Here is an 18,199-nt window from a genome sequence, read left to right as displayed (position 1 = left end):
ATTTTTTCCGTATGTTCTCTTCGCAAATTTCCGCGGCTGGAAATTTTAACGGCGGGACGGCGTTGTTTTTCCGGGCGAAGTTTGTCCGGTTTATTGAAATGATTGTTTGAAAATCCGAAGAGCGGTTGATATGCGGCAAAAAATCCGGCGGAAAATTTTGCGGACCAAAAATCCCGTTAAAAAAAAGCCGCCCTGCTGCGGACGGCTTTTTACAAGGCAATATGGATTATGTTATTTTTGTGTTAAATTTTTTCTGAAAAACGCCTCTATCGTGTCAAAGGGAATGATGTCCGTCCTGTCGTATAAATCCGTGTGCACGGCGCCGGGGATAATCATCAATTCCTTGTTGTCGCCCCGCAGTTTTTTGAAGGCATCCTCGCCGAAGTAGCGTGAATGGGCATTTTCGCCGTGAATTATCAACACGGCATTCTCAATCTCGTCCGCGCGGCTCATAAGCGGAAAAGTGATGAACGGTATCGGAGCCGTGGCGTTTCTTCCCTGATTGGAGTTGAGCGAGCGGGGATGGTAACCGCGCTGCGTTTTGTAATAATCGTAATAATCTTTCAGGAACTGAGGTGCGTCAGCGGGCAGCACATCCGGAACGCCCCCGGCGGCCTTCTGAAAGCCGTTGCGATAATCTTCGGTACGCTGTGCGGCAAGAGCCTTACGAAGTTTGTTGCGGGCTTCGGCGCTGTCGTCCGCATCGAAATAACCATTGGCATTTACACGGCTCATGTCGTACATCGTGGACGCCACGGTCGCTTTAATACGTGGGTCGGCGGATGCGGCGTTTATGGCGAGACCTCCCCAGCCGCAGATGCCGATGATGCCGATGCGCTCGGAATCGACCATGTCGTTTGTTGACAGAAAGTCGATTGCGGCACTGAAATCTTCAGTGTTGATATCGGGTGATACGATATAACGCGGTTCGCCGCCGCTTTCGCCCGTATAAGATGGGTCGAAGGCAAGCGTTAAAAAGCCTCTTTCCGCCATTGTCTGGGCGTAAAGTCCGGAAGCCTGCTCTTTCACCGCCCCGAAAGGACCGCTCACCGCAAGGGCGGGCAATTTTCCTTTGGCGTTTTTAGGTTGGTACATGTCAGCTGCAAGCGTTATGCCGTAGCGGTTGACGAACGTTACTTTTTTGTGGTTTACCTTTTCGCTTTTAGGAAAGGTTTTGTCCCATTCATCCGTTAAGTTCAGTTCTTTTGTTTTCATGATCACTGTTCCTTTTAAGTTTGCGGCATTTTTAGGCGCCTCGGCGGCGGCGTTCAAAGCCAGAAAAAGCCCTGCGATAAAAAATAATCCCATAAGCGTGCGTTTCATAGTTTGCTCCTAAACATTTTTGCCCATTTCATAGGCTTCAATGAGTTTTCTGTTTCCTTTGATTTCTCCAACGGCATTCACTCCGCCGCAAAAGACAACGCCTGCTAAACGGGATTTCGGATAGCACGCTGTCCAGCCTGAAAGTCCTTGCACGGCACCGTCGGTGGCATGTCCGTCATCTTCGGCGGCAGCCGCAAGAAGATAAATGTCCCGAAAAAGATAATCCGTGCCGTACAGCGGATTTGTCCTGTCAAGCATGGTTTTCATTTGTCCGCACATTTCATAATAATAAATCGGGGTTGCGAACACCATGACATCTGCTTGTTTCATTTTTCCAATAATGGCGTTTGCGTCGTCTTGGATTGTGCAGCGTCTTGTTTTTTGGCAGGAAAGACAGCCCTTGCAAAAACCGATGTTTTTATCGTATAAGCAGATTTTTTCAGCAGTATTCCCGGCTTCTTCCGCACCGCGTATGAAAGCGTCGGCAAGGGTTTCGGAATTGCCGTTTTTCCTCGGGCTTGCCGAAAGTATTAAAACGTTTTTACCCATGTCAGCTCCTTTTCGTTTTTCTCACTTTACTAAAAGCCGTTGGGAAGACAATACACGTTTTTTGAAAAAACTTGCCTGATATTTTCACTTTTCATCAATAAGGGAGTGAGTTTTGCCTTTTTGAAAATTTATGGGCAAACCTTTGATTGTTTTAAAGACAAAACCTTTTACTTTAGCATACCATAAACACATTCCAGCAACGTTAATGCAAGCACAATATTTATCATCTGATAGTATTTGAGGTAATATTTTTGAATCAGTATTCCTAATCCGATCCACGTTATCGTTGCAACAGCTCCAATCGTTGCGATAATCATTTCGAATAATAACAAAATGCCAAGGGATGTGCTGTAATCGGTAATGTAGCCTGTCAACGCGGTAATGCCAAACATATATATTTTGACATTCACAAATTGAAGCATAAAGCCTTTTATAAAAGATGCTGATTTGCTGTCGTTGCCCATATCGGGTTTACTTACAGCAATATGAAAAGCTAACCACAAAATATAGGCTGCTCCGATATATTTTAAAATATTCAAAACATTAGGGAGAAAGCTGCTTATTCCGAAAACAAATATTGCACAAATGGTCTGAACGACATAATAGCCTGCAATTATTCCTGAAAAGAGCGGTTTTCCCTTTTTCCATCCATAATTTGTTACTGTATTCAGCGCGAGAATGTTTCCCGGTCCCGGTGTAAAAGCGTTGATGATACAATATAAGAAAAAACTGGTTAGAATATAGATCGGCATGAATTTTTCCTCCATGCCAATCAGTATATCATGTCTTTCTATTCATAGAAAATTCTATTTAGAAATGCTTATCCATAGGTTAAAACTATATGGATGGGTTACCGTATTTTTTCAGGGCATTCACATATAGTCGCCCTAATTCAGATAACTCCTGTTTCTCGTTCAAAATATATCCAATGTGCATTTTTTCGTCTTCCGCAAGTGGAACCGCAATGATTGTATCCCCCTGTAAATATCTTGGGAAAATGCCGCTTGATATGGTGTAAGCGTCCATACCGATCATTAAATTGACAATGGCGCCTCTGTCACTCACTTTAATTATTTTTTCTGTCGGAACCGCACTGAACAATTCTTCTGCAAAATAAGAAGATTCATAGTTGCCCTGTATAAAATTAAGCCGTGGATATTGTTCAAGTTCTTTTAGCGTAACGAATTGTTTTTCAGCCAAAGGGTGCGCAGATCGCATAAACACATGAGGCTTGGCGGTGAATAATTCATAAAAAACCAGTTTTGCTTCTTCCAACGTTCTGCGAATAACCGCCTCATTGTTCTTGCAGAGATAAAGAATGCCTAAATCGCTAAACTGGTTTTTGACGTCTTTAATAATTTGGTGGAGCTGTGTCTCATTCAAAATAAATTCAAAGCGTTCTTGTCCAAACTGCTCTACCATTTCAACAAAAGCGTTCGTTGTAAAAGTGTAGTGCTGCGTTGAAACTCCAAATCTGGTTTTTGGGGGCAGATGAGAGATGTATTTGTCCTCTAATAACTCCATTTGCTGGATTACCTGCCGGGCATATCCTACAAACTCTGCACCTTCCTTCGATAATGCAATACCAGAACGGCTCCGAATAAAGATGGTTATATCTGCTTCTTTTTCAATATCTTTGATGGCATTTGAGAGACTTGGCTGTGAAATATACAGTTTTTTGGCTGCTTCTGTAATTGAACCGTTCTCAACAACAGCAATGATATATTTCAACTGTTGTATCGTCATGTTATCACTACCTTTTAACCGGGCATTTTTCCCGTTCTAACATTCATTAATCAGAATTTTTCCTATCACCACATTTTAAATGGTATGAACATTGGTGCTTGACAGCCCGCAGGGCGACTTGAAACGCATTTTCCGTTTCCGGTCCGTTCATTGGGCGTATTCTTTTAACGCCTTGCAGGCTTTTGCGATTTGTTCCGCATTGACGCCGGAAAAAGCCAGGCGGACGAAGTTTTCCGTTTCATGGGCTTGCTTTTTGCCGAAATGTTCGCGGGTGCAAAAAGAAACACCTGTCTTTACAAGCACATCTTCCGCAAATGCGGCGTAATCGCCGCCGAAGCCTTTTTTCGCCATGAGTTTGGTCACATTGGGATACAGATAAAAAGCGCAGTTCGGACTCGGACAGTGGACGCCGTCAACTTCGTTGAGCAATGTTACCGCCAAATCACGGCGTATGCGCAGCTCGTCAATGATTTTCTTATTTTCGCTTTCAGGCAGGGCGAGGGCAGCCAAAGCTCCGTATTGGGTGAAATGCGGGGTGCATGATTCTATGTTGACATTGAGTTTTGAAAGCTGCGGGATATATTTTTCAGGTGCGATCATCGCTCCCACGCGCCAGCCGGTCATGGCGAATTTTTTGGAAAACGTGTAAAGCAGGACGCAATGTTCGCGGACTTCCTCAATTTCTAAAACGGACGTTGATTTTCCCTCGTAGCGGATATCGAAATACGCCTCGTCTATGAGCGCCGTCAAATTATGTTTTAAAATCAGTTCCGCCAGTTTTTCACGTTCTTCCTTGCTTGCTTCCGATCCCGTAGGGTTTTGAAAGTCATTGACGATGATACAGGTCGTTTTCGGGGTAATGGCTTTTTCCAAGGCTTCAATGTCAATGGCGTATCCCCGTTCCGTTTCCAAAAAGCCATAGGGTTTCGCCGTTCCGCCTAGAAATTCGATAAATGATTCATAAATCGGAAAACCGGGGTTCGGGAACAGGACTTCGTCGCCCTCGTTCATGAAGCCGAGCAGAAATTTGGCGATGACAGGCTTGCCTCCGGTTTGGATAAGAACGCTTTCAGGCGTGAAAGCCGTTTTGCGGGTGGCGTTGATTTCTTCCGCAAGGGCTGCCCGAAGAGGCATGATGCCGGCAGCGGGGCAATAGCCGGTTTTTCCGTCCCGTACGGCTTTGAACATCGCTTCCGTCACAGGTTCTGGAGTTTTAAAATTTAAATCGCCCAAATGGAACGGATAAACAATATTTCCCTCTTCTTGGTGTCTGGCTGCCCGCAAGGCGACTTGAAACGCATTTTCCGTTCCCAGTTTATTCATTCTTTTCGAGAGCATGGCAACTCCTTTTCATTTGACCGGCATACAGGAAAAAACCTGAATTTGGTGATTTGTGTCCCTTGTTTTCATGACAAGATGTTTTTTCCGAATTGCTGCAAACCATATTAGCTTTTTTAACGGCGCATGCATGGATTTGCCTGCCCGCCGGCTGCGGTCAGGAGCGGCAAGGAGAAACGAAATCAATAAAAATACAGCCCCGCATACCCCACAACCCGGCTTGTGTCGCCGGAAACGCTTGCCGAAGTATCATAACCGGCAAGACGGCAGTTTTGCAAGTTTAATTTTTTGGCGGCAAGCACGGCGACATATGCTCCAAGCACTCCGCACATGCTGATGTCATTTTCGATAACGGTCCGGATGAGGGCTTTTTCATTCATGGCGCGTATGGCGTCCAATGCCAGGAAATCTTTGCGCTTGTTTTCTTTTTCTGCGGCAAAGTGGTTCATATCCGAACTGACGACAAGTCCGGTTTCTTCATGTTCCTGCATGCATTGCGATATGCTTTCCGCCATTTGGGGTAAATTTTCTATGCCTGCCAGAGAAACAGGGACGATTTCAAGTTCTTCCCCCATGGTATATTGTAAAAAAGGCAAAATAACCTCTATGGAATGTTCTTTTTGATGTGCCAGGTAATCTTTGCGGAACCATTTTGTTTTCAGGAGCCTGTCCGCAATATCTTCGGCTACGGGCACCCGCCCGAACGGGGTCGTGAACGCGCCGCTTTCCCAAACCGCCCCGTGTCTGCCCAGTCCCGTATGGTTCGGGCACAGCATGATGAGCTTGCGGGGCAGATGTATTTCCGCCAGTGTTTCTGCGGTGATTTTTCCCGAATAGATATGTCCGGCATGGGGGAGAAGGCAAATTCTCGTTTTTTGCTTTGTTTGGAATTTTAAAGTATTTTCCGCCGCGTTGCCGTTGAAAGAAAATTTCCCCTGAAAAAATGCCTGCATGTTTTTTTCAAGCTGTATTTCATTTTCTTCATAAAACAAACCTGCAAACTGCATTTCGCGTATCATATGTCTTTCCTGCCCGTCGGCGGTGTCATGAATGGTTTTTGTAAAATTTTTTTATGGACAACAGCCGGTTTCAGTATGGTGCAAAACGGAATAAAACTCAAGCTCCCCGTCCGGCGTGTTTTAAACGAAAAGGGATGAATTTGCCGGATACAGTGTTGCATAATGTTGCATATTGCAATAAAATGATTTGGTATGCAATAAAAAGGAGAAAATCATGTCAAGTGTAGCAATACGATTGTCTAAAGAATTTATTAACCAAGCGGAAAAATATGCCAAAATCAATATGCGGACTGTTCCCAAGCAAATTGAATACTGGGCTATGCTCGGGCGCTGTGCGGAGGATAATCCTGATTTGTCCTTAGACGTTATAAAAGATTGTTTGCTGGCTCAGGAAGAAGTTAAACAAGGACAAATTTCAGCTTTTGAGTTTCGCAATGAGTAATATGCAGGTTTCAAACAAACACATTTAAAAAAGCGTATAAAAAGCTGCATGAAAACCAGTTGAAAGCGGTTAATGAAGCAATTCGGGATAGTATGAAAGACCCTAAGCTTGGAATATTGAAAAAAGGAGATTTGAATATCGTCAGAGTATATAAATTTAAAATCTCAACGCAATTGATGCTGCTTGCTTACAGTTTTGAAGAACATACTCTTATTCTTACATTATTGGGTTAGATTCTCATGAAAATTTTTATCGAAATCCAAAAAATAACTAGAGCCCGTTTTCTCAAACCGCTTTAAAATCTGACAGCAAGCGATAAGGGCAGGCTTTTATAAATTATTTGCAGGTTATCATAATATGTTGGGCTTATAGGCTTTTTTTGGGGAAAATATGGAGCAACGCAAAAAGAATCAAAGCATATTGGTGGGGTCGAGGTCCAGGCTCAGGCGCATATCGTTATTTTGCAAAATGTTTTGTTTGGGCAGGCAGGAGGCGTAGAGCGTTCTGACGGCATTCCAGTTTTCCGCCCGTATGAAGCATTGAAAGCGGAGCCTGCCTTGCAGAAGAGCGAGCGGTGCGGGAATGGAGCCTGTCGCCCGTATGCCCGTCTGCGCAGCTTTTTGTTTGATTTCTTTGCTGAAATTTTCCCAAATTTGTCTGGCTTCCGCCTTTTCTTTCGGAAACGAACAGCGGATAAGGGCGAGTTTGGCAAAGGGCGGATAGCTCCGTTTTTTGCGCCGGGAAATTTCTTGGGCGTAAAAAGTCAAATAATTTCCTTTTAAAATATGCTGCCAAAAGGGGTTTTGCGTGTCGCGGGTCTGAATGATCACGCGTCCTTTCTTGTCACCGCGCCCGGCACGTCCGGAAGCTTGCGTGATAAGCTGGAACGTGCGTTCCAATGCCTTGTAATCGGGAAAATTTATTCCTAAATCGGCGTCAAGAATGACGGCGAGCGTGACGTTTGGAAAATGGTGTCCTTTGGAAAGCATTTGCGTTCCCACAAGGATTTGCGCTTCCTGTTTGGCGAAAGCGTTTAAAATTTCTTCCATTTTTCCTTCACGGCGGGTGCTGTCCTTATCCAGCCGCAGGACTTTCGGCGGAAAAGAGCCGCTGTTTTGAAAAAGTTCCGTAATTTGTTCTTCAATGCGTTCCGTGCCGTCGCCTATGGGAATGCCGTGCATGTTTCCGCATTCGGGGCAGGGGCTCGGCACATGGCGTATATATCCGCAGTAATGGCAGGATAAGATTTCCCTTTTTTTGTGATAGGATAAGGAAATGTCGCAGTTGGGGCAGCGGGCTGTCTTTTTGCATTCCACGCAGAACATGAGCGGAGCGTAACCGCGTCTGTTCAGGAGGATGACGGCTTGTTCGCCTTTGTTTATGCAGTCTTTGAGGGCGAGGATTGTTTGCGGAGCGAAGCTTTGCGTTGTTTGGCTGATGTCGGCAAGTTCTGTTTCGGGAAGGGAAGCGCTGCCTATGCGTTCTTGCATTTCAAAGCGTTCATAGAGGTTTTGCTCCGTGGCGTAATAGGATTTGATGTCAGGCGTTGCGGAACCCATGAGAAAAAGCCCGCGGTTTTTATGGGTTCTGTACCAAGCGATATCTTTCGCATGGTATGAAAGCCCCTCGTCCTGTTTGAAAGAATCGTCGTGTTCCTCATCCAAAATAATTAGTCCGATATTTTGCAGAGGCAGAAAGAGCGCCGAACGCGTGCCGATGATGAAATGTGCGTTTTGGCTTTTGGCGCATTCTTTAAAGGTGCGTTCTTTTTGCTTCGGGCTTTGGTAACCGTGATAGAGGGTTACGGGCATATTTCTGTTCATGGCGTCTTGGCGGAGTTTCAGGGCTATGGCGACTTCCGGAGCGAGCAAAAGCACGGATTTTTTTTCTTGCAGGGCTTTTTGGGCGAGTTCGAGATAAAGGGCTGTTTTGCCGCTTCCGGTGACCCCGAACAGCAAAGCTGTTTTGCTTTCTTTGTTTTCCGCGTCCAAATAGGGGCTTAATGCTTGATAAATTTCGTTTTGCTTTGCATTGAGGGTAAAACGGGGCATGGGAGGGGGAAGAAACTCTTCATTGAGTTTTTCTTCCTGCTCAAGGGCGGTAATGCCGACCATGGCGTTTTTTATGAGAGTGTTCAGCGCTTGACCGTGATCCGGAAATTTTTTTTGAAACGCATTGCGGACCATGCTTCCGTTATCTGCCAAAAAATCTAAAATTTCCCTTTGCTTATTGGCGTTTGCGCGGATATTCCAAGGCGGTTCCGCCAAAAGGCAAATTCTTTCCGTAAGGCTTGTGTCTTCCGCCATTTCTAAGATTTGGGCTTTGTTTTCAAGAAAAGCGTTTGCGAGACTTTGTTTTTCTTCTTGGCTGAGCTTCGGAATTTCCCGTATTTTATGGATTTTCGGTTTTTGCGTATCCTGAAAAACACGCAGGCGGATATTTTTCGTTGTTTTGAGATTGCTTGGCAGAACATTGCCCAAAATACGCCCCGTGCTGACAAACTGCTTTTTGGCGAGCTGCTCGATCATCAATATGTAATCAGCGGAAAGCAGGCTTTTTTCTTCCATGGGAAAAGCAAGTTCCCTGATTTGAAAATCGCCGTCTTTTTCCGTGTGCAGAGCGAGGATGACCCCGATACGCACGGCTCCGCCGCCCAAAGGCACGGCGACACGCATGCCCGTTTCCCAAAAACTTTCGGGAAAAAAAGCAGGACAGCTGTACGTAAGCGTGGAATAGGGCGGACTCAGCAGGGCGATACGGCAAAGCATAGGGCAAAAGGGCGGCGCAAAATGAACATGTTTTATTTATGGGAAAATTTTTCCCATTCCTCATCGGAAATATTAAAGGAATGTTCCAAAGCCGGAAATTCGCCTTGTTCCACTTCCCTGATATAGCTTTGCACAGCCTGCACAGCCTGTTCGCCAAGATCGGCATATTTTTTCACAAAACGCGGCGCAATATCGGAAAGTCCGAGCATGTCATGGAAGACAAGCACTTGTCCGTCGCAGTATTTGCCCGCACCGCAGCTTATGGTTGGTATGGAAAGCTTTTTGGTGATGATTTCGGCAATTTTGTACGGTACGGCTTCAAGCACAACGGCGAAACAGCCGGCTTCTTCAAGCATGAGGGCTTCCTCAAGCAATTTTTCAGCGCCTTTTGCCGTGCGTGCCTGGGCTTTGAAACCGCCGAGCATGGCGGCGCGCTGCGGTGTCAGCCCCAGATGCCCCATAACGGGAATGCCCGCATCGGTAAGGGCTTTTATTTGCGGGAGCATGGTTTCGCCCCCTTCGAGCTTCACGGCTCTCGCTCCTGTTTTTCTAAAAATTTCAGCGGCGCTTTCAAGGGCTTGGCTGACGCTTATTTCATAGCTCATAAAAGGCATGTCCGCCACAATGAACGTGTTCGGAGCATTTTTGCTCACGATTTTCGTGTGATAAATCATATCGCCGAGGGTGACTCCGTTGGTGTCGTCATTGCCTTGCATGGTCATGCCCAGGGAATCTCCGACCAAAATCATGTCGATACCGGCTTTTTCCGCAATTTTGGCGCTGGTAGCGTCATAGGCGGTAATCATGGTCAGTTTTTTTGTATTTTTGCATTCTTTAATATTGAGGATAGTTTTTTTGCTCATATTCATACTCTTTTTTATGGGTTTATGTGAACATGAACAGACCATAGCGAAAAAAAATTTAAAGTGCAAACAGAATATTGAAACCGGTTTTGCAAGAACCGGTCAATCAGAAACCAGGCAATTTTTGCCGCTATTTTCATTAACCGGGAAAAATTTGCCTAATGGAATTTCGGTTTCAGTCGTTAATAGAGGTAGCGCCAAAAAATAATTATTGGAGGTATAGGCGTATAGAACACTTCTAATAGACATGTTTCAAGGAGGAAATTATGTCGCTAGTCATTAATACGAATACAATGGCTAATACGGTTTCTCGAAACTTGAACACGCATTACAGCGCTCTTTCCGACTCCACACGCAAACTGTCTTCCGGACTTCGCGTTGAAAGAGCGGCGGATGACGCCGCAGGGCTTGCGGTCCGCGAACTTATGCGTGCGGATATTGCCGCGCTGCAGCAAGGTGTGCGTAATGCCAATGATGCTATTTCATTGATTCAGACAGCTGACGGTGCTTTGCAAACTATCGACGAAAAACTTATTCGTATGAAAGAACTTGCAGAACAAGCCGCAACAGGCACGTACGACTCTGTCCAGCGTGCGATCATTGACTCCGAGTATCAGGCAATGGCTTCGGAAATAACCCGTATAGCGAATGCAACAAAATTCAGCAATATCAAATTGCTTGACGGTAATTTGAGCGCCCTTGCGGGCGATGCTGACGGACACGACGGCAGTGGATTGAGTTCGAAAGGTAAGCTGAAGATCCACTTCGGTACAGGTAACGATTCTGACGAAGATTATTATTACATCGAGATCAAGAGCGCGACAGCTTCTTCTCTCGGTGTCGGCAGCGGTGCCGCGGCAGGATCGGACGGTTATGCCATTTCAACCCAAGAAGCGGCACAGAAAGCTCTTTCCGCAATCAATAACGCGATTGTTTCAAAAGACAATATCCGTGCGTATCTTGGTTCCATGCAAAACCGTCTGGAAGCAACGGTTTCAAACTTGAGCATACAGGCTGAAAACTTGCAGTCTTCCGAATCACGTATTTCTGATGTCGATGTCGCAAGCGAAATGACCAAGTTTGTCCGTAACCAGGTGTTAGCCAATACGGCGGTGTCAATGCTCGGACAAGCCAACAATATTCCGCAGATGGCGTTGAGCTTGTTATAACCATTCAAATCGAATGGAGGAGTTATGTCACTTGTCATAAATACGAATACAATGGCTAATACGGTTTCCAGAAACCTGAATTCGCATTACAGTGCGCTTTCCGATTCAACCCGGAAATTGTCTTCCGGTCTTCGTATCGAGAGAGCGGCGGATGACGCGGCAGGTCTTGCGGTTCGCGAACTCATGCGTGCCGATATTGCGGCACTGCAGCAGGGCGTGCGAAATGCCAATGATGCTATTTCATTGATACAAACCGCTGACGGCGCATTGCAGACCATTGATGAGAAGCTTATCCGTATGAAAGAGCTTGCGGAACAAGCCGCAACCGGTACGTACGATTCCGTGCAAAGGGCCATTATTGATTCCGAATATCAATCCATGGCTTCGGAAATCACCCGTATCGCCAATGCAACGAAGTTCAGCAATATCAAATTGCTGGACGGCAGCTTAAGCGCTTTGCCCACTGCTGCCAACGGGCATGACGGCAGCGGACTGAACTCGAAAGGCAAGCTTAAAATTCACTTCGGTACCGGCAATGATTCTGACGAAGACTATTATTATGTCGAAATCAAAAGCGCGACAGCGTCTTCTCTCGGAGTCGGCAGCGGCGCCGCGGCAGGATCGGACGGGTATTCCATTTCAACCCAAGAGGCGGCGGGAAAAGCTCTTGCGGCGATTAATAACGCAATCGTCTCAAAAGACAATATCCGCGCGTATCTTGGCTCAATGCAAAACCGTCTGGAAGCCACTGTTTCCAACCTCAGCATACAGGCTGAAAACTTGCAGGCATCGGAATCACGTATTTCTGATGTCGATGTTGCAACGGAAATGACAAAATTTGTGCGAAACCAGGTATTGGCAAATACGGCAATTTCCATGCTCGGACAAGCCAATAACATTCCGCAGATGGCGTTAAGTTTATTGTAACCTTTGTTTTTACTGGTTTTCCTGAGGAAGTTTTTCAGACTTCCTCAGGAAAATGAAACAATTATCCCAATGAATTTTTATTGATTCGATAAAAAGGTATATGGCGGCAAGGCGAAACACACGGTGTCGTTATAAATACCGCCTTGAGCCGAAGGCAAATATCGCAGGACGCGATATGCCGGTAAAAGCATAGAATAGACAATTATCACGGAGGATAGTATGTCTTTAGTAATCAATCATAACATGATGGCTGACAATACAGCCCGCTACTTAAACATCCATTATAATAACTTGGCGGATTCCACCCGTAAGCTTTCTTCCGGACTTCGTGTCGAACAAGCTGCGGATGACGCTGCAGGTCTTGCGGTCCGTGAACTTATGCGTGCCGATATTGCGGCATTGCAGCAGGGCGTGCGAAACGCCAATGACGGTATCAGTCTTATCCAGACGGCTGACGGCGCTTTGCAAACCATCGACGAAAAGCTTATCCGCATGAAGGAACTTGCGGAACAAGCCGCAACCGGTACGTACGATTCTGTGCAGCGTGCGATCATCGACTCGGAATACCAACAAATGGCTTCGGAAATCACCCGTATTTCCATGGCTACCGACTTCAACAACATCAAGCTGCTTGACGGTAACCTGAGCGCCGACCCCACAAAGACGGACGGAGAGGCTCATGACGGCAGCGGTTTGAAGTCAACCGGACCTCTCAAGATCCACTTCGGTTCCGGCAACGATTCCGACGAAGATTATTATTACATCAGAATCGGCTCCACAACGGCATCTTCCCTCGGTGTAGGCAACAGTGCGGCGGCAGGTTCCGCGGCATTCAGCATTTCCACTCAGGAGGGGGCGCAAAAGGCTCTTGACGGAATAACAAGCGCCATTGTTTCCAAGGATAATATCCGCGCCCACCTTGGCGCATTGCAGAACCGTTTGGAAAATACCGTCGCAAACCTCAGTATTCAAGCTGAAAACCTGCAAGCTTCAGAATCCCGTATTTCCGATGTTGACGTTGCGACCGAAATGACAAACTTCGTGCGCAACCAAACATTGGCGAATGCCGCAAACAGTATGCTCGGACAGGCTAACTCCCTGCCGCAGATGGCTCTCAGTCTTATCCGATAAGAGGCGGGTTGTTAACAATATATTGAGCCCCCATTTTTTGGGGGCTTCAAAAAAAAAGAATTTTTTATTTGTTTTTTTGAGGACGGGGAAATTTTTAAAATATTTTTTGTGCTGTAATTTATTGTTTTCATTAGTAATTAAATTTTTTTTTAGGGAAAGAATAAATTTTTTTCATTTTTTCCCTAATATAAAATTTCGTGTTGTCGTTAAGTTTGGTAACAGAGGCGAACATCGCAGGAAGCGATGTCCAAACCAAAAAACATAACTGACTATTATCATGGAGGATATTATGTCTTTAGTTATTAACCACAACATGATGGCTGAAAACACAGCTCGCTACCTGAACATTCACTACAACAACCTTGCAGATTCAACCCGTAAGCTTTCTTCCGGTCTTCGCGTTGAAACAGCCGCAGACGACGCAGCCGGTCTTGCTATCCGCGAACTCATGCGTTCCGACATTGCAGCCCTGCATCAAGGTATCCGTAACGCCAACGATGGTATCAGCCTTATCCAGACGGCTGACGGCGCTTTGCAAACCATCGACGAAAAGCTCGTCCGTATGAAGGAACTTGCGGAACAAGCCGCAACCGGTACGTACGACTCTGTCCAACGTGCGATCATCGACTCGGAATACCAACAAATGGCTTCGGAAATCACCCGTATTTCCATGGCTACCGACTTCAACAACATTAAGTTGCTTGACGGTAACCTGAGCGGCGATCCAACCAAGACAGACGGCGAGCAACATGACGGCAGCGGTTTGACTCCGACCGGTCCGCTCAAGGTCCACTTCGGTTCAGGCAACGATTCCGACGAAGATTACTACTACATCAGAATCGGCTGTACGACTGCATCAGCTCTCGGTGTCGGCAACAGCGCGGCGGAAGGTTCAGCCGCATTCAGTATTTCAACCCAAGAAGGCGCTCAAAAGGCCCTTGAAGGTATCAGAGACGCTATCGTTTCCAAGGATAATATCCGTGCCCACCTTGGCGCTCTGCAAAACCGTTTGGAAAACACGGTAGCAAACCTCAGCATTCAAGCTGAAAACTTACAGGCATCCGAATCACGTATTTCCGACGTTGACGTTGCAACCGAAATGACAAACTTCGTGCGTAACCAAACATTGGCAAATGCCGCAAACAGTATGCTTGGTCAAGCTAACCAATTGCCTCAGATGGCTCTCAGCCTTATTCGATAAAAATAAGCGAGTTGGTATAGATAAAAAAGTCCCTCAAAATTTTTTGGGGACTTTTTTTGTGCTTGACAGCATGGTTTTTTCTCTTCATTGTTGCAAAAAAAATATGCGTATGAAAATGAGCCGACTGCGAAATTGGAATACGTTATGACGGAAAAGCTTGTTTTTGAGAGGTTGCCATGAAACAATGCGTAAAAAATATCAGGACGCCGATCCCCCGTATCGCCGCTGTGCATGATTTGTCCGGTTATGGACGGGCTTCTTTGACTGTCGCTATTCCGGTCCTTTCTTCCATGGGTATGCAGGTTTGCCCTTTGCCGACTGCCGTTTTGTCTTCGCAAACCGCAAGCATAGATGATTTTTCTTTTTTTGATTTGACGGCGCAGATGCAGGAAATAGTCGGGAAATGGGAAAATTTGGGACTGTATTTCGACGCCGTCTATTCCGGTTTTTTGGGCAGTCCCGAGCAGGTGGATATTGTGGAAAGACTCATGCAGAAACTCGGCAAAAAAAACAGCCTTTTTCTTGTCGACCCCGTGCTTGGCGATGACGGAAAACTGTACCCGACCCAAACGGAGGAACTTGTGCAGCGCATGCGCAGACTCGCCGGCAAGGCGGACATCATCACCCCCAATTATACGGAAGTATGTTTTTTGCTGGATACGCCCTATGAAGAAACAGTCACGTTCAAGCAGGCGAAAGAATATTTAAAGGCGCTTTCCGCCTTGGGGGATAAGAAGAATAAAAATAAATCCGTAATCATCACTTCCGCTCCCTGCGAGGAGGACAGTATCCGCGTGTTCGCTTATGACGCGGAAAGCAAACGGTTTTGGCAGACAAAATCTCCCAAGATTCCCGCGGCGTATCCGGGAACGGGGGATACGTTCGCTTCCGTCTTTTTAGGGGCGCTGCTCCAAAAAGATTCCTTGCCCATGGCTATGGCGCGTTCCGCCCGCTTCGTCTATGAAGCCATGCTTACGACCTATGGGTATGGCACTCCGTATATTGACGGAATAATGCTGGAAAAGGTTTTGCCGTTGCTTTCCCGAAATGAGAAATTCCTTTTTGAAGATTTTTAAGGGGTCGATTTTTTAAAATAGTTAATTAAAATCTTGACGTTATTTCTTTAAACCGCTATTTATCTTAGTTCAAAACCTTTAAGGAGAATGGTATGAAAAGAACATATCAACCAAGTAAAATCAGCAGAAAGCGTACTCATGGTTTCCGTACCCGTATGGCAACCGCAAGCGGCCGTGCTCTTATCAATCGTCGCCGTGCTAAAGGTCGCAAGACTCTTTCCGCATAAGAAAACGGTTATTCATTTATGGGCAGGGCTGAGTTTTCTCCGCCCTTTGCTTATGAAGCGGGCTGACCTATTCATAGGTCTTTTCCTTATTTAAAATCCAATAGGCTTACTATGCCGCATGTTTGGCAAAAAAATCAGCGATTATTGAAAAGATCGGAATTTCAAGCTTGTTATCAGCAAGGTGAAAAGCATTTTACAAAGCTTTTCATTGTTTTTGTAAAAAAAGCGCCTCATGTCCGTATTGGGCTGGCTGTAAGCAAAAAAAGCGGAAATGCGGTTCAAAGGAATAGGATAAAGCGTATTTTGCGTGAATTTTTTCGGCTTCATTTTGAAGATATCTGTCCTTGCGAATTTGTTGTTGTTCCCAAAAAGCATATAGATGCGAACGTGCTGCAATTCGCCCATGTGGAAAAGGATCTGTTTCCTTTTTTAGAGAGGCTCAATCGGCGCCGGCATGCCGATGAATAGGACGAAAAAAGGAATTTTTCGTTTATGGTTAATAAAAAGGGGGCTTTTATCAGGAAAATTTTTATTTTTCCGATCAGGATTTATCAGAATTGTATTTCACCTTTATATCCTGCACGATGTCGTTTTTATCCCTCTTGTTCCGAATATGCGGCTCTCGCGATTGAAAAGCATGGTGTTGTCCGAGGAATTTGGCTCGGAATAAAAAGAATTTGCCGCTGCAATCCATGGTGTGAGGGGGGATTTGACCCGGTTCCTGAAAATATTGAGCCGTGCAAACTTGTGTTAAAAAAAACAGTGCGTTTTATCGTATCAAAAATTACAGTTAAGTAGGAAAAAAATGGAAAATAAACGGATTATCATTGCTACTGTCATATGTTTCGTCATTTTGGTTGGCTGGCAGTACATCGCCGAGCATATGGGGTGGGTGCCCAAACAGGCTGAACAAACAGAACAGATTGAAACGCAGGCGGAACAAACCGCAAACCTTACCGACCCGGCGTTTTCGGATTTAAAAGAAACGGTTCCTTTTTTCGCTCCCGGCGAGGGTAAGAACATCGTGGTAAGGACTCCTTTGTACACGGCGGTTTTTCACAGCGCCGGCGGTGTGCTGGAGTCTTTTGTTTTAAATAATATTTCCGAAACAAGTTCCCCTCATTCCCCGTTTTTGGATATGATAGGAAAAACGGCGAAATCCGCTTCCCCCATGGGGCTTTTGATCAACGGACAGCCTTCCTGGAACATCGGTTCATGGACAATCAGCGCCGAAAATCTCATTTTGGAAGACGGCGATACCAAAACCCTTGTTTTCGAGGGCAATCTCAATGGTCTGATTATCAGGCGCGAACTCACGTTTGACGCGGCGACGTATCTTATCGGCGAAAAAATAACTTATGGAGCGGAAGAGGGAAAAGCTTTCATCGTGCGCGTGGGCTATACCTTGGCTGGTTCCGAATATTCCAGTTCTTCCACCTACAACCCCATGCAGGTTGTGTGGGACAGCGAAGGCAGCTATGAAACCGAAAGCGACGTAAGCAAACTTACGGAAGAAGGAATGGTCGAGGACGGGGCTTTGTTTTTCGCAGGGCTCAGCAACAACTATTTTTTGAGCGCGGTTGTGCCGCAAAGCAAAAACGGTTTGGTTAAAGCCCGCATACAAAATGATGTTTGGCGTGTCGCCTATGAAGAACAGCCTCTTACCGTGAATGCGGGGCTTCCCGTAAGTTCCGAGCTGAGCTGGTGGATAGGTCCGAAAGATGCAAAATTATTGGACAACGCGCCGAATGAGCTCAAAAAGACCATTCATTACGGCATCTTCGGCATCTTGGCGAAACCGCTGCTTTGGCTTTTGAACTTTTTCCAATCTTTCGTAGGCAACTGGGGTATCGCCATCATTCTTCTGACTATCTTTATTAAAATTCTTTTTTGGCCTCTTACGAAAAAGAGTTACAAATCCATGGAGCAAATGAAAAAAATCGCTCCTCTCATGGAAGATTTGAAGAAAAAATACGGCAGCGACAGAGAAGCCCTTTCACAGGAAATGATGCAGTTATACCGCACTTACAATATCAACCCGATGAGCGGCTGTCTGCCTATTTTGGTCCAGCTGCCCGTATTTATCGCTTTATACAACGCCCTTCTCAATTCTGAAAATTTAAGGCATGCGGAATTTATCACCTATCTGCCTTTTACCGATATTATCTGGCTTGCCGACCTTTCTGTGAAAGATCCTCTTTATATCACGCCTCTTGTCATGGGTGCTACCATGTTTTTGCAGCAATGGCTTTCCCCCGCCGTGGGCGACCCGACACAGCGCAAGGTAATGATGCTCATGCCGGTAATATTCACGTTCATGTTTTTGAATTTCCCCGCGGGTTTGGTTGTTTATTGGCTTGCAAACAACGTTCTTTCCATTGGACAGCAATGGTGGACTTTGCGTAAAGTGAGGTAATCAT

General features: G+C 45.8%; 19 protein-coding genes. 11 read left to right on the top strand and 8 right to left on the bottom strand.

Annotation, left to right across the window (positions count from 1 at the left end):
• Positions 1-231: 231 nt before the first annotated feature.
• The 6 genes from JBF11_RS07330 to amrB all read right to left on the bottom strand — a co-directional run bounded on the left by JBF11_RS07330 (position 232) and on the right by amrB (position 5,975).
• Positions 232-1,323: an alpha/beta hydrolase gene (locus tag JBF11_RS07330; protein ID WP_334314831.1), complete on the bottom strand. Its 1,092-nt coding sequence runs from the start codon at positions 1,321-1,323 to the stop codon at positions 232-234.
• 9 nt (positions 1,324-1,332) lie between these two features.
• Positions 1,333-1,872: a flavodoxin family protein gene (locus tag JBF11_RS07325; RefSeq protein ID WP_334314830.1), complete on the bottom strand. Its 540-nt coding sequence runs from the start codon at positions 1,870-1,872 to the stop codon at positions 1,333-1,335.
• Between the two features lie 167 nt (positions 1,873-2,039).
• Complete coding sequence (locus JBF11_RS07320; RefSeq protein ID WP_334314829.1) at positions 2,040-2,624, bottom strand: LysE family transporter; 585 nt, start codon at positions 2,622-2,624, stop codon at positions 2,040-2,042.
• Between the two features lie 85 nt (positions 2,625-2,709).
• Positions 2,710-3,618: a LysR family transcriptional regulator gene (locus JBF11_RS07315; RefSeq protein ID WP_334314828.1), complete on the bottom strand. Its 909-nt coding sequence runs from the start codon at positions 3,616-3,618 to the stop codon at positions 2,710-2,712.
• A gap of 147 nt (positions 3,619-3,765) precedes the next feature.
• On the bottom strand, positions 3,766-4,956 hold the full coding sequence (locus tag JBF11_RS07310) for a pyridoxal phosphate-dependent aminotransferase (RefSeq protein ID WP_334314827.1): 1,191 nt from the start codon (positions 4,954-4,956) through the stop codon (positions 3,766-3,768).
• A gap of 182 nt (positions 4,957-5,138) precedes the next feature.
• Positions 5,139-5,975, bottom strand: a complete 837-nt coding sequence (amrB, locus tag JBF11_RS07305; RefSeq protein WP_334314826.1) for an AmmeMemoRadiSam system protein B — start codon at positions 5,973-5,975, stop codon at positions 5,139-5,141.
• A 214-nt stretch (positions 5,976-6,189) separates the two neighbouring features.
• Between amrB and JBF11_RS07300 the strand changes: the two genes are divergently transcribed.
• Together JBF11_RS07300 and JBF11_RS10140 are read left to right on the top strand one after the other, a co-directional pair.
• Positions 6,190-6,417 carry a TA system antitoxin ParD family protein gene (locus JBF11_RS07300; RefSeq protein WP_334314825.1) on the top strand — a complete coding sequence of 76 codons (228 nt, stop codon included), beginning with the start codon at positions 6,190-6,192 and terminating at the stop codon, positions 6,415-6,417.
• Positions 6,417-6,650, top strand: coding sequence for a type II toxin-antitoxin system RelE/ParE family toxin (locus JBF11_RS10140; protein ID WP_465250211.1), 234 nt, complete (start codon positions 6,417-6,419; stop codon positions 6,648-6,650). The genes JBF11_RS07300 and JBF11_RS10140 overlap by 1 nt, the downstream gene beginning before the upstream one ends.
• Before the next feature lie 177 nt (positions 6,651-6,827).
• Here JBF11_RS10140 and priA read toward each other — a convergent pair whose 3' ends face one another.
• Positions 6,828-9,185 carry a replication restart helicase PriA gene (gene priA / locus JBF11_RS07295; protein ID WP_334314824.1) on the bottom strand — a complete coding sequence of 786 codons (2,358 nt, stop codon included), beginning with the start codon at positions 9,183-9,185 and terminating at the stop codon, positions 6,828-6,830.
• Between the two features lie 32 nt (positions 9,186-9,217).
• On the bottom strand, positions 9,218-10,048 hold the full coding sequence (gene panB, locus JBF11_RS07290; RefSeq protein ID WP_334314823.1) for a 3-methyl-2-oxobutanoate hydroxymethyltransferase: 831 nt from the start codon (positions 10,046-10,048) through the stop codon (positions 9,218-9,220).
• Between the two features lie 266 nt (positions 10,049-10,314).
• Here panB and JBF11_RS07285 point away from each other — a divergent pair, with 266 nt between their 5' ends.
• The 9 genes from JBF11_RS07285 to yidC all read left to right on the top strand — a co-directional run bounded on the left by JBF11_RS07285 (position 10,315) and on the right by yidC (position 18,195).
• Positions 10,315-11,217: a flagellin N-terminal helical domain-containing protein gene (locus JBF11_RS07285; protein WP_334314822.1), complete on the top strand. Its 903-nt coding sequence runs from the start codon at positions 10,315-10,317 to the stop codon at positions 11,215-11,217.
• 24 nt (positions 11,218-11,241) lie between these two features.
• Entirely contained in the window at positions 11,242-12,144 is a 903-nt protein-coding gene (locus JBF11_RS07280) for a flagellin N-terminal helical domain-containing protein (RefSeq protein ID WP_334314821.1), read from the top strand.
• Positions 12,145-12,363: 219 nt separating this feature from the next.
• The gene (locus tag JBF11_RS07275; RefSeq protein ID WP_334314820.1) at positions 12,364-13,275 is read left to right on the top strand and encodes a flagellin N-terminal helical domain-containing protein; all 912 of its coding nucleotides are present in this window, start codon (positions 12,364-12,366) and stop codon (positions 13,273-13,275) included.
• Between the two features lie 289 nt (positions 13,276-13,564).
• Positions 13,565-14,476, top strand: coding sequence for a flagellin N-terminal helical domain-containing protein (locus JBF11_RS07270; RefSeq protein WP_334314819.1), 912 nt, complete (start codon positions 13,565-13,567; stop codon positions 14,474-14,476).
• A 176-nt stretch (positions 14,477-14,652) separates the two neighbouring features.
• The gene (locus JBF11_RS07265; protein WP_334314818.1) at positions 14,653-15,552 is read left to right on the top strand and encodes a pyridoxamine kinase; all 900 of its coding nucleotides are present in this window, start codon (positions 14,653-14,655) and stop codon (positions 15,550-15,552) included.
• A gap of 92 nt (positions 15,553-15,644) precedes the next feature.
• The gene (rpmH, locus tag JBF11_RS07260; protein WP_334314817.1) at positions 15,645-15,779 is read left to right on the top strand and encodes a 50S ribosomal protein L34; all 135 of its coding nucleotides are present in this window, start codon (positions 15,645-15,647) and stop codon (positions 15,777-15,779) included.
• Positions 15,780-15,890: 111 nt separating this feature from the next.
• Entirely contained in the window at positions 15,891-16,247 is a 357-nt protein-coding gene (gene rnpA / locus JBF11_RS07255) for a ribonuclease P protein component (RefSeq protein ID WP_334314816.1), read from the top strand.
• A 24-nt stretch (positions 16,248-16,271) separates the two neighbouring features.
• Complete coding sequence (gene yidD, locus JBF11_RS07250) at positions 16,272-16,577, top strand: membrane protein insertion efficiency factor YidD (protein WP_334314815.1); 306 nt, start codon at positions 16,272-16,274, stop codon at positions 16,575-16,577.
• A gap of 7 nt (positions 16,578-16,584) precedes the next feature.
• Positions 16,585-18,195, top strand: a complete 1,611-nt coding sequence (yidC, locus tag JBF11_RS07245; RefSeq protein WP_334314814.1) for a membrane protein insertase YidC — start codon at positions 16,585-16,587, stop codon at positions 18,193-18,195.
• Positions 18,196-18,199 lie beyond the last annotated feature (4 nt).

This window comes from Taurinivorans muris, from assembly GCF_025232395.1.
Taxonomy (GTDB): Bacteria; Desulfobacterota; Desulfovibrionia; order Desulfovibrionales; family Desulfovibrionaceae; genus Taurinivorans; species Taurinivorans muris.
This window is presented reverse-complemented; position numbering and strand designations above follow the sequence as displayed.

Bases quoted from the DNA above. Each gene is read 5' to 3' on its own strand.
- JBF11_RS07275 (WP_334314820.1), top strand. From the start codon at position 12,364: ATGTCTTTAGTAATCAATCATAACATGATGGCTGACAATACAGCCCGC.
- rpmH (WP_334314817.1), top strand. From the start codon at position 15,645: ATGAAAAGAACATATCAACCAAGTAAAATCAGCAGAAAGCGTACTCAT.
- yidC (WP_334314814.1), top strand. From the start codon at position 16,585: ATGGAAAATAAACGGATTATCATTGCTACTGTCATATGTTTCGTCATT.
- JBF11_RS07270 (WP_334314819.1), top strand. From the start codon at position 13,565: ATGTCTTTAGTTATTAACCACAACATGATGGCTGAAAACACAGCTCGC.
- priA (WP_334314824.1), bottom strand. From the start codon at position 9,185: ATGCTTTGCCGTATCGCCCTGCTGAGTCCGCCCTATTCCACGCTTACG.
- yidD (WP_334314815.1), top strand. From the start codon at position 16,272: ATGGTTAATAAAAAGGGGGCTTTTATCAGGAAAATTTTTATTTTTCCG.
- JBF11_RS07325 (WP_334314830.1), bottom strand. From the start codon at position 1,872: ATGGGTAAAAACGTTTTAATACTTTCGGCAAGCCCGAGGAAAAACGGC.
- JBF11_RS07330 (WP_334314831.1), bottom strand. From the start codon at position 1,323: ATGAAACGCACGCTTATGGGATTATTTTTTATCGCAGGGCTTTTTCTG.
- amrB (WP_334314826.1), bottom strand. From the start codon at position 5,975: ATGATACGCGAAATGCAGTTTGCAGGTTTGTTTTATGAAGAAAATGAA.
- JBF11_RS07280 (WP_334314821.1), top strand. From the start codon at position 11,242: ATGTCACTTGTCATAAATACGAATACAATGGCTAATACGGTTTCCAGA.
- JBF11_RS07315 (WP_334314828.1), bottom strand. From the start codon at position 3,618: ATGACGATACAACAGTTGAAATATATCATTGCTGTTGTTGAGAACGGT.
- JBF11_RS07300 (WP_334314825.1), top strand. From the start codon at position 6,190: ATGTCAAGTGTAGCAATACGATTGTCTAAAGAATTTATTAACCAAGCG.
- JBF11_RS07265 (WP_334314818.1), top strand. From the start codon at position 14,653: ATGAAACAATGCGTAAAAAATATCAGGACGCCGATCCCCCGTATCGCC.
- panB (WP_334314823.1), bottom strand. From the start codon at position 10,048: ATGAGCAAAAAAACTATCCTCAATATTAAAGAATGCAAAAATACAAAA.
- JBF11_RS07320 (WP_334314829.1), bottom strand. From the start codon at position 2,624: ATGCCGATCTATATTCTAACCAGTTTTTTCTTATATTGTATCATCAAC.
- JBF11_RS07285 (WP_334314822.1), top strand. From the start codon at position 10,315: ATGTCGCTAGTCATTAATACGAATACAATGGCTAATACGGTTTCTCGA.
- rnpA (WP_334314816.1), top strand. From the start codon at position 15,891: ATGCCGCATGTTTGGCAAAAAAATCAGCGATTATTGAAAAGATCGGAA.
- JBF11_RS07310 (WP_334314827.1), bottom strand. From the start codon at position 4,956: ATGCTCTCGAAAAGAATGAATAAACTGGGAACGGAAAATGCGTTTCAA.